Here is a 9,535-nt window from a genome sequence, read left to right on the forward strand (position 1 = left end):
CCGCCTGCACTTCAACTCTCGAAAGCGTCGCCGGGCAGCGTATCAATCTGCGATCTCCTCTTACGCAACCCAAGCCTGTTTAAACCCTCAACCGGCAGGGGCAAGCCGCTGCCGCCTATCTGGCGCAGTTGGCGCCTTGCGCAAGACCTCCTGGCAAAAGGGGCCAGCAGCAAAGCCGGCAAAACGCTCAGGAGAACAACAGCGACGACAGCTTGCGCCGCGCTGACAGCGTCGCCTCGTCGGTCATCCCCCATGCCTCGAAGAACTTCAAGAGCTGCGCACGCGCGCCATCGTCGTTCCACGTCCGGTCGGCCCTGACGATCGCCAGCAGGTTGTCGGCGGCCTGCATCCGCTCGCCGCGCGCATTCTGCACCATCGCCAGGTCGAACCGCGCCTGGTGATCGTTTGGATTGGCGGCGAGCCGGCGTTCGAACTCGGCCGGATTCCCGAGCGCGGCGGCTTCCGCCGCGAGCGTCATCTTGGCGCGCAGCGCGGCAAACGCCGGCGCGTCCTTCTTGTCCTCCGGCGCCCTGGCAAGCACCGCCTCGGCGCCTTGGCTGTCGCCGGCCTCGAACAGGATCTCGCCGAGCCCGGCGATGGCCTCGATGGTTTCGGGTGACTGCTCGAGGATCGCATCATAGATGTCGGCCGCGGTCTGGGTGTCGCCCGCCTCGCGCGCCTCGGCGGCCGCGGCCAGCGCTTCTGTGATCTGCGGCGCGCCGCCTCCGCCCTTGCCGCCGACCTTCTGGATGAACTGCGTGATCTGGCTTTCCGGAATGGCGCCCATGAAGCCGTCGACCGGCTGGCCGTCCTTGAAGGCGATGACCGCGGGAATCGACTGGATGCCGAGCTGGCCGGCGACCGAGGGATGGTCGTCGATGTTCATCTTGACCAGCTTGACCTTGCCGCCGGCAGCCTTGACCGCCTTTTCGAGCTGCGGCGTCAACTGCTTGCACGGGCCGCACCAGGGCGCCCAGAAGTCGACCAGCACCGGCTGGCGGCGCGATTCCTGGATGACGTCGGCTGCGAACGTCGCGGTCGTCGTGTCCTTGACGAGATCCGTGGCCGCAGGCGCCTCGCCGAGCGAGACCTTGCCGCGGTCCGCCCCGCCATATTGCACGGATTGGGCGTACTGGCCGGCATTGCCGCCAAATGAGCCGCTGAACGGATTGTTGTCACTCATGTCGTCGCCCTTTCGGTCGCGTCGTCGCCGGCTTCGGGGGTGCGGCGCGTATTATCGGATTTCGGTTTCGCCATCCATGTGGCGATCAGCCCGAGACTTTCAAGATAACAGGATCGTGGCCCGTTGCCTCGACGAATTTGACGAGATCGGCGGCGGCGATGGCCGTCGTCGCCTCATTGGTCAGCGGATGGCCGTTGATGACGTCGTGGCTCATCAATTCCTGGTCCAGAACCACCTTGATCCGCCCGGCCGTGTCGTTGATCAGGCCGAAGATGGTAACCGCGCCGGGAATGACGCCGAGCAGCTCCATCAGCATTTCCGGCTTGCCGAAGGAGACGCGGCTGGCGGCGCCGATCAGATGGTGGATTTGCTTGAGGTCCACCACGGCCTCCTCGCCGACGGTGACGAGAAAGTAATTGTCCTTCTTGTCCTTGAGGAAGAGGTTCTTGGTGTGGCCGCCCGGGATCTCTCCGCGCAGCGCCTGCGAATCGGCGACCGTGAACAAGGGCGGGTGGCGCACCGTCGAGACGGAAATGCCGAGATCGGCAAGAAAGGCGTTAAGCTCGGCTTCGGTCTTCGGCATCGGTCCTCGCATCATCGGGAAAGCTTGTGCCGTTTACGGCCAACGATGCCCTTGGGGCAAGATCGCCCGGCTGGGCCAACGCAATCCGCCGGCTCCAAACCAACCTTCCCTATAGGAAGAGCTAGCTCCAAAAAGACCGTCATTTCCCTGTTGCAATCGCCGCGCTCTTCGGCCATATAGGCGCGGCTTGCGGCCCAAGGCCGCGCGAGCGGGTGTAGCTCAGGGGTAGAGCACAACCTTGCCAAGGTTGGGGTCGGGCGTTCGAATCGCCTCACCCGCTCCAGTTTCCTTCAGGGAATCAAGCAAACGAAAAGCCGCGGTTCGCCGCGGCTTTTTCGCGTTTGTAGCCTTCAGAACAAGATTCCGTTGCGCGCCATTCCCCATACTGTGGCGACGCAGTGAACGATCCCGATCGGCAGCGCGAGCAACGGCTTGGAGCGGATCAGAAGGATATAGATCGTGAATTGGGCGCATGCCGCGAGCAGCCCAGGCAAAGCGCCAACGCCCGCCATCATCAGCAGCATCATCCAGGGGACCACGACGAAACCGGGAACGTTCGTTCCGTGCCCTGCGCCCATCGTGAAAAGCGCGATGAGGAACCCGACAAGGCCCAGGCCGACGCCGGCCGCGATTGTCTTCAGCATGACGCTGCTCTCCGCGATGTGTGGCTCGGCCCATGCTGGCCGGGCAAAATAGAGGAACGTCGCGACGGAAAGGAAGCGCCCTGCCGCCCACTCCTGACGGTTTGGCGCCTTTGCTGGAACAATTCCAGGAAAGTCCCTAACGGCTCGCCGCTCTCGCCGAAGCCTTCAGTCCGGAATTGCGCAAAAAAGGAAGTCGAGCGGTTCGGCGTTTCATAAAACGAACCGCTCTACCCAAGCCTCGCCCTCGTCGTCCTCGGCGTCGCCAACAGCAGGCTCGTCTCGCTGCCGGTGATCCCGGGGATCAGCCGGATGCGACGCAGCACGGCGTCGAAGTCCGTGAGTGAGGCGGTGCCGAGCTCGACCACCAGGTCCCAGCGGCCGTTGGTGGTGTGGATGGTCGACACCTCGGGAAAACCGCCGAGCGCCCTGATGACGCGATCCGCGGCATGGCCCTCGATCTCGATCATCATGACGCCGCGTATCTTCTGGTCGACCGCGTCGGCGCGCAGCACCACCGTGTAGCCGATGATCTCCCCGGATTTCTCCAGCCGCTCCATGCGCCCCCTGACCGTCGCGCGCGAGACGCCGAGATCGAGCGCGAGATCGGAGACGCTGCGCCGCGCATCGTGCCTCAGAAGCGTCACCAGTCTCTCGTCGAGCGCGTCCATTTTGACTATTTCGAACAGCCGATATGCCCACTATGATAGATCGGCCTTTTCGAAATGCCAATTTACCCTATTCAAACCGCCAGGCAGCGGTGGTTCACTCCGGCAAATCAAACGCAAAAGCGGAAAGAAGTGATGCGCTGCAGGATCGTTGGCGCGCCGGTGCAGGACGGCGCGGGCCGGATGGGATGCGAGATGGGGCCGAGCGCGCTGCGCACCGCAGGGCTTGTCTCGGTGCTGTCGGAGCTTGGCCATGAGGTCGAGGACTGGGGCGCGGTTGAGAAGGCGGCGGCGCGCCCTGTCGCTCATGGCAATCTCGCCCTGAAGGCGCTGCCCGAAATCTCCGCCTGGACAGCGGCGATTTCCGAGACCGCCTACGCGGCTTCGAGGGATGCCATGCCGATCTTCCTCGGCGGCGACCACTCGATCTCCGCCGGCACCGTCTCCGGCGTGGCGCGCCGCGCCGCCGAACGCGGCCGGCCGCTCTTCGTGCTGTGGCTCGACGCCCACCCGGACTTCCACACGCTCGACACCACCACCAGCGGCAATCTGCACGGCGTGCCGCTCGCCTATGCCAGCGGCCGCCCCGGCTTCAACGGCTATTTCCCCGACCTGCCCGCCGCAGTCGACCCGGCCCGCGTCTGCACCATGGGCCTGCGCAGCGTCGATCCGGCCGAGCGCCGCGCGCTGAAGGACGCGGGCGTGACCGTGCATGACATGCGCGCCATCGACGAGCACGGCATCGCCCCGCTGCTGCGCGCTTTCCTGGCCAGGATCGAAGAGGCAAACGGGCTGCTGCATGTCAGCCTCGACGTCGACTTCCTCGACCCCTCGATCGCGCCGGCCGTCGGCACCACGGTTCCCGGCGGCGCCACCTTCCGCGAGGCGCATCTGGTGATGGAGATGCTCTCCGACAGCGGCCTGGTCTCCAGCCTCGACCTGGTCGAGCTGAACCCGTTCCTCGACGAACGCGGCCGTACCGCGACCCTGATGGTCGACCTTACCGCCAGCCTGATGGGCCGCCGCATCATGGACCGTCCGACCCGCAGCCATTCCGGAAGCCTTTGACCATGACCCAGCCGTCCCGCCTTGCCATCGTCCCCTTCGTCAGCGTCGACCGCATGATGAAGCTGGTGCTCGCCATCGGCGTCGAGCGCTTCCTCACCGAGCTTGCCGCCTATATCGAGCAGGATTTCCGCCGCTGGGAGCTGTTCGACAAGACGCCGCGCGTCGCCTCGCACAGCCATGACGGTGTCATCGAGCTGATGCCGACCAGCGACGGCCGCCTTTACGGCTTCAAATATGTCAACGGCCATCCGAAGAACATGCGCGAGGGCCGCCAGACGGTCACCGCCTTCGGCGTGCTCGCCGATGTCGGCTCCGGCTATCCGATGCTCTTGACCGAGATGACGATCCTGACGGCGCTGCGCACCGCCGCGACCTCGGCGGTTGCCGCCAAATATCTGGCACCGAAAGGGTCGCGCGCCATGGCCATCATCGGCAACGGCGCCCAGTCCGAGTTCCAGGCCGTCGCGTTCAAGGCGCTGCTCGGCATCGACCGGCTGCGGCTCTACGACATCGACCGCTCTGCTTCCGAAAAATGCGCCCGCAACCTCGCCGGCAAGGGCTTCGACATCACCATCTGTTCGACCGGGCAGGACGCAGTGGAAGGCGTCGACATCATCACCACGGTGACCGCCGACAAGCAGTACGCCACCATCCTCACCGACAACATGGTCGGCTCCGGCGTCCACATCAACGCCGTCGGCGGCGACTGTCCCGGCAAGACCGAGCTGCACCGCGATATTCTTTTGCGCTCCGACATCTTCGTCGAGTTTCCGCCGCAGACGCGCATCGAGGGCGAGATCCAGCAGCTCGACGCCGATCATCCGGTGACCGAGCTGTGGCAGGTCATGATCGGCCAGGCCGAGGGCCGCAAGGCGAAGGAGCAGATCACGCTGTTCGATTCCGTCGGCTTCGCCACGGAGGATTTTTCCGCGCTGCGCTATGTTCGCGACCAGCTCCAGGCGACCGGCCTTTACGAGGAGCTCGACCTGCTCGCCGACCCCGACGAGCCGCGCGACCTGTTCGGCATGCTGCTGAGGGCCGCCATGCAACCTGCCGCGTGAGGGAATGAGCGCGTGATCTCCCCCCTTGCGGGGGAGATGGCCGGCAGGCCAGAGGGGGTCGCCTCGCGTGGAGCGCCAACCTCCATCTGTCGCAGCAGGCCGAGCCCAGTCGGACCGACCCCCTCTGTCGCCTTCGGCGACATCTCCCCCTCAAGGGGGCAGATTACACGCTACTTCTGCAAAGCCGCGCAGCTTTCCCTCTCCACCAGCACTGGCGCCAGCACCTCGCGGCGCGACGGCGCCTCGGGCTCGCCGACGCGCTCGAGCAGCAGGCTGACCGCCCGCGTTCCGATCTTTTCGACCGGCTGCGCGATCGTCGTCAGCGGCGGCCATGTGGTGACCGCATAGGGGATGTCGTCGAAACCGATCAGCGACATGTCGTCGGGCACCCGCAAGCCGCGCGTGCGCAACGCGGTGATGGCGCCCATGGCCATCAAATCGTTGCAGGCGAACACCGCCGTGATCTCCGGCGCCTGCGTCATCAGCCGCTCCATCGCCAGGCGTCCGCCGGCGAAATGATAGTCGGAATCGACCACCGACGAAGCGGGCAGGTCGATACCTGCCTCCGCGAGTGCCCGGGTAAAACCGCGCAGGCGGGCCGGGCTGGAGCTCGAATCGCGCGGACCGCCGATGACGCCGATTTTGCTGTGGCCGAACCCGACCAGATGGCGCCCGGCGAGATAGCCGCCGTGATCGTGGTCGACCAGCACGGAATCGACATGGACAGAATGGATCTCGCGGTCGAGCAGCACCGCCGGCAGGGCGGCGGACAGGTGCGAGAACACCCGCGCATGGTCTGACGAACCGGCGAAGATCAGCCCGTCGATCTGCTTTGCCATCAACACCGACAGATAGCGCTCTTCCTTCTCGGCGCTGCCATCCGAGTTGCACAGGATCACCGTATAGCCGGCCACGAAGCCGGCATCCTCGATCTGGCGCGCCACGCTGGCGAAGAACGGGTTGGAATTGTCCGGGAGCAGCAGGCCGATGGTCTTGGTCTCCCCGCGTCTCAGGCTCCGCGCCAGCGAGTTCGGGCTGTAGCGCAGGGCGGTTATCGCGGCGCGCACGCGCTCGGCCGTCTCCGGCTCGACATGACGCGTGCGGTTCATCACATGCGAGACCGTTGCGACGGACACCCCCGCATAGCGCGCGACATCGGCAATTGTGGTCATGGTTCCCTCTGACCCTCTAGCGGATCCTCCGCAACAGCCTCTCCCGATAAGCGTCTAGGATGACGGCGAGCACGATGACAAGGCCAATCACGATCGGTTTGAAATTGTCGCCGACGCCGAGCAACTGCAGCCCGGTGCTGAGCACCTGCAGGATGCAGGCGCCGACCAGCGTGCCGATGATCGAGCCCTTGCCGCCGCTGAGGCTGGTGCCGCCGATGATGACGGCGGCGATTGCATTGAGCTCGTAGCCGACGCCTGCGATCGGGCTGCCGATGTTCAAGCGCAGCAGATAGACCATGGCCGCGATGCCGGCCGTCAGGCCGCTGATGGTGAAGGCCGCAACCTTGTAGAAATCCGGATTGTGGCCGGAGAGGCGCACCGCCTCGTCATTGGTGCCGACGGCGAAGATCATACGGCCGAACACGGTGAAGCGCAGCACGAACCAGCCGGCCGCGATCACCAGCACCGCGACAAGGAAGATCGACGGCAGGAAGCCCCCGATGATCAGATTGCCGAAGTCGACGAAACTCTGCGGCAGGCCGGTGATGGTCGAATTGTCGCTGACCACGCGCGCGGCGCCCGCCGCCATGTTGAGCATGCCGAGTGTGACGATGAAGGACGGGATCTTCCAGCGCGTCGAGATCCAGCCGTTGAGGAAGCCGCAGGCAGCACCGGTCGCCATGCAGGCGAGCAGCGCCAAAGTGATCGCGACGGCCGGCGACAGGCTTTCGTCGATCATGACGGTGGCGCCGACCACGGTGCAGAGCGCCAGCACCGAGCCGACCGAAAGGTCGATGCCGCCGGTGAGAATGACGAAGGTCATGCCGGCGGCGAGCACCGTGTTGATGGCGATCTGCACGAAGATCTTCAGCGCATTGCCGGGCGTGGCGAAGTAAGGCGCTGTGAGCGAGAAGAACAGCGTGATCAGCACCAGCGCCAGAAGCACGCCGGCGTCGCGGATCAGGAAGCGCAGGAACTTCGCCCTGCCGGGAGAAACAGGCGCCGACACGAGGGTTTCGGACGTCTCGCTCATGGTCGCACATACTCCTGGTAGGCGAGCGACAGGATACGCTCCTGGTCGAATTCGGCGCGCGGCACCTCGCCGACGATCTTGTTCTTGGAAAAGACGATGATGCGATGGCACATGCCCATCAGCTCCGGCAGGTCGGAAGACACCATGACAATGCCTTTTTGAGCCGCCGCCAGCATCCACAGAAGCTGGTAGATCTCGCGCCGCGCGCCGATGTCGACGCCGCGCGTCGGCTCGTCGAGGATCAGCGTCGAGGTGCCGCGGAACAGCCATTTGGCCAGCACCACCTTCTGCTGGTTGCCGCCCGAGAGATTGCGCACTGCCTGCTCGATCGAGCTTGCCTTGACGCGCAGCTGGCCGATGAGATCGTTCGCTGCCGCGGCTTCGGCCCGGCGGTTGACCAGCCCGTGGCGCGACACCTTGCCGAGATCGGTGATGGTGATGTTCTTGTCCACGGCCAGATCGAGCAGCAGGCCCTGGCCTTTGCGATCCTCGGTAAGCAGGCTGAGCCCATGCCGCACGGCATCCTTGGGCGCCGTGATCGCCACCGGCTTGCCGTCGATCTCGACGACGCCGTCGAGCCTCGGATCGGCGCCGAACAGGGCCCGCATGGCTTCGGTCCGGCCGCTGCCGACCAGACCGGCGACGCCCAAGATCTCGCCGTGGCGGACGTTGAAGGAAATTTCGGGCGTCACGGCGCTGCGCTTCAGATTGGTGACGCTGAGCGCGACCTTGCCCGGCACGATCGAGGCGTCGAAGCCGAATTCGTCGGCGATGTCGCGGCCGATCATCATGCGCACGACATCCGGCACGCTGAGGCCGTGGAGGTCGCGGGTCGCGACCAGCCTGCCGTTGCGCAGGATGGTCACCCGGTCGCCGATCTCGAACACTTCGTGCAGCCGGTGCGAGATGTAGATGATGGTGACGCCCCTGGCCTTCAGCCGCTTGATGATAGCGAACAGCCGCCCGATCTCCGGCGGCGTCAGCGTCGCCGTCGGCTCGTCGAGCACCAGCAGCTTGCTGTCGTAGCTCAGCGCCTTGGCGATCTCGACCAGCTGCATCTGCGCGACGCCAAGCGCTTCGACCCGCGTCCTCGGATCGACATCGAGCCCGACTTCCTTGAGCAGCGCGACGGCGCGCCGGTTGAGCGCCTTGCGGTCGACGATGCCGAAGGCGCGGCGCGGCAGGTTTTCCAGCATCAGGTTCTCGGCGATGCTGAGATAGGGCAGTAGGTTCAGCTCCTGGTGCACGATGCGGATGCCGCTTAGCTGCGCGTCATGCGGCGTCTTCGGCTGATAGGGCTGGCCGTTGAAGGCGATCGTCCCGCTGTCCGGCTGGTAAATGCCGGCCAAGAGCTTGATCAGCGTCGATTTGCCGGCGCCGTTCTCGCCGAGGACGATATGCGTCTCGCCGCGCGCGATCGACAGCGAGACGTCGCTCAGCGCGACCACGCCGGGAAAGATTTTTCCTACCCCTTCAAGGGAAAGAACCACATCGTCCATGCAGCAATCTTGAATGGCGCTCATCGCCGCCGGCTGCTTGCCGGCGGCGATGATGAGACAAGCGAATGGATGGCGCCAGAGGGAGTCCCGGCGCCTGTGCTCGCCTCAGGCGGTGATCAGCTTGACGTCGGTCTTGACCCAGCCCGAGAACTTCTCGCCGGCAAGCTCGCGCAGGCCGTAGTCGATGCCCATGGCCGCCATCTGCGCGCCATACTGCTCGACCGTGGCGAGCATCTTGCCTTCCTTGAGCAGCGGGCCGACGGCCGGAATGTTGTCGAAGCCGACCACCTTGATCTGACCCGACTTGCCGGCCGCGTCGATCGCCTTGACCACGCCGAGCGCCATCGAGTCGTTTGCCGCCATCACGCCCTGGATGTCCGGGTGCTGCGTCAGGAAGTTGGTCATCAGCGTGTTGGCTTCCTCGGTCTCCCAATGCGCGGTCTTCGAATCGAGCAGGTCGAGGCCGTGCTCCTTCACCGAATCGTCGAAGCCGAGCTTGCGCTGCTTGGCGTTGTCGGCTTCCGGATTGCCTTCGAGGATGACGACCTTGCCGCCCTTGCCCAGCGCCTTGCCGAGCGCGCCGCCGGCGAGCTTGGCGCCGGCGCGGCTGTCCGGCCCGACGAAGGC

Annotated in this window: 10 protein-coding genes and 1 tRNA gene; 3 read left to right on the forward strand and 8 right to left on the reverse strand. The window is 65.4% G+C overall.

The genetic code is table 11. The features are described 5' to 3' along the window. Nucleotides 1-187: 187 nt before the first annotated feature. Nucleotides 188-1,183 (reverse strand): thioredoxin, encoded by a 996-nt coding sequence (gene trxA / locus EOA75_RS22360; RefSeq protein WP_067323585.1) that lies wholly within the window; start codon nt 1,181-1,183, stop codon nt 188-190. 85 nt (nt 1,184-1,268) lie between these two features. Continuing rightward, on the reverse strand, nt 1,269-1,766 hold the full coding sequence (locus EOA75_RS22365; RefSeq protein ID WP_095799582.1) for a prolyl-tRNA synthetase associated domain-containing protein: 498 nt from the start codon (nt 1,764-1,766) through the stop codon (nt 1,269-1,271). A 208-nt stretch (nt 1,767-1,974) separates the two neighbouring features. On the opposite strand from EOA75_RS22365, the gene EOA75_RS22370 reads away from it, so the two are divergent. Beyond that, a tRNA-Gly gene (locus tag EOA75_RS22370) sits at nt 1,975-2,049 on the forward strand. A 67-nt stretch (nt 2,050-2,116) separates the two neighbouring features. Here the strand turns inward: EOA75_RS22370 and EOA75_RS22375 are convergent. Continuing rightward, on the reverse strand, nt 2,117-2,410 hold the full coding sequence (locus tag EOA75_RS22375) for a hypothetical protein (RefSeq protein WP_127325179.1): 294 nt from the start codon (nt 2,408-2,410) through the stop codon (nt 2,117-2,119). A gap of 227 nt (nt 2,411-2,637) precedes the next feature. Beyond that, a complete protein-coding gene (locus EOA75_RS22380; RefSeq protein WP_127325180.1) occupies nt 2,638-3,078 on the reverse strand; it encodes an Lrp/AsnC family transcriptional regulator in 441 nt (146 codons plus the stop codon). A gap of 132 nt (nt 3,079-3,210) precedes the next feature. On the opposite strand from EOA75_RS22380, the gene rocF reads away from it, so the two are divergent. Together rocF and EOA75_RS22390 are read left to right on the forward strand one after the other, a co-directional pair. Next, the gene (rocF, locus tag EOA75_RS22385; protein ID WP_127325181.1) at nt 3,211-4,143 is read left to right on the forward strand and encodes an arginase; all 933 of its coding nucleotides are present in this window, start codon (nt 3,211-3,213) and stop codon (nt 4,141-4,143) included. A gap of 2 nt (nt 4,144-4,145) precedes the next feature. Next, on the forward strand, nt 4,146-5,204 hold the full coding sequence (locus EOA75_RS22390; protein WP_127325182.1) for an ornithine cyclodeaminase: 1,059 nt from the start codon (nt 4,146-4,148) through the stop codon (nt 5,202-5,204). A gap of 170 nt (nt 5,205-5,374) precedes the next feature. Here EOA75_RS22390 and EOA75_RS22395 read toward each other — a convergent pair whose 3' ends face one another. The 4 genes from EOA75_RS22395 to EOA75_RS22410 all read right to left on the reverse strand — a co-directional run. Further along, nucleotides 5,375-6,376, reverse strand: a complete 1,002-nt coding sequence (locus EOA75_RS22395) for a substrate-binding domain-containing protein (RefSeq protein WP_127325183.1) — start codon at nt 6,374-6,376, stop codon at nt 5,375-5,377. A gap of 16 nt (nt 6,377-6,392) precedes the next feature. Then, nucleotides 6,393-7,409: an ABC transporter permease gene (locus EOA75_RS22400; protein WP_095776729.1), complete on the reverse strand. Its 1,017-nt coding sequence runs from the start codon at nt 7,407-7,409 to the stop codon at nt 6,393-6,395. Next, the gene (locus EOA75_RS22405; RefSeq protein ID WP_067323572.1) at nt 7,406-8,908 is read right to left on the reverse strand and encodes a sugar ABC transporter ATP-binding protein; all 1,503 of its coding nucleotides are present in this window, start codon (nt 8,906-8,908) and stop codon (nt 7,406-7,408) included. Before EOA75_RS22405 ends, EOA75_RS22400 begins: the two co-directional genes overlap by 4 nt. Nucleotides 8,909-9,013: 105 nt before the next feature. Beyond that, the coding region (locus EOA75_RS22410; protein WP_164747497.1) for a substrate-binding domain-containing protein at nt 9,014-9,535 on the reverse strand (522 nt) is incomplete at its 5' end.

It is taken from the genome of Mesorhizobium sp. M1A.F.Ca.IN.022.07.1.1, from assembly GCF_003997575.1.
Taxonomy (GTDB): Bacteria; Pseudomonadota; Alphaproteobacteria; order Rhizobiales; family Rhizobiaceae; genus Mesorhizobium.

Coding starts and splice junctions, on each gene's coding strand:
- trxA (WP_067323585.1), bottom strand. CDS start 1,183: ATGAGTGACAACAATCCGTTCAGCGGCTCATTTGGCGGCAATGCCGGC.
- EOA75_RS22365 (WP_095799582.1), bottom strand. CDS start 1,766: ATGCCGAAGACCGAAGCCGAGCTTAACGCCTTTCTTGCCGATCTCGGC.
- EOA75_RS22375 (WP_127325179.1), bottom strand. CDS start 2,410: ATGCTGAAGACAATCGCGGCCGGCGTCGGCCTGGGCCTTGTCGGGTTC.
- EOA75_RS22380 (WP_127325180.1), bottom strand. CDS start 3,078: ATGGACGCGCTCGACGAGAGACTGGTGACGCTTCTGAGGCACGATGCG.
- rocF (WP_127325181.1), top strand. CDS start 3,211: ATGCGCTGCAGGATCGTTGGCGCGCCGGTGCAGGACGGCGCGGGCCGG.
- EOA75_RS22390 (WP_127325182.1), top strand. CDS start 4,146: ATGACCCAGCCGTCCCGCCTTGCCATCGTCCCCTTCGTCAGCGTCGAC.
- EOA75_RS22395 (WP_127325183.1), bottom strand. CDS start 6,376: ATGACCACAATTGCCGATGTCGCGCGCTATGCGGGGGTGTCCGTCGCA.
- EOA75_RS22400 (WP_095776729.1), bottom strand. CDS start 7,409: ATGAGCGAGACGTCCGAAACCCTCGTGTCGGCGCCTGTTTCTCCCGGC.
- EOA75_RS22405 (WP_067323572.1), bottom strand. CDS start 8,908: ATGGACGATGTGGTTCTTTCCCTTGAAGGGGTAGGAAAAATCTTTCCC.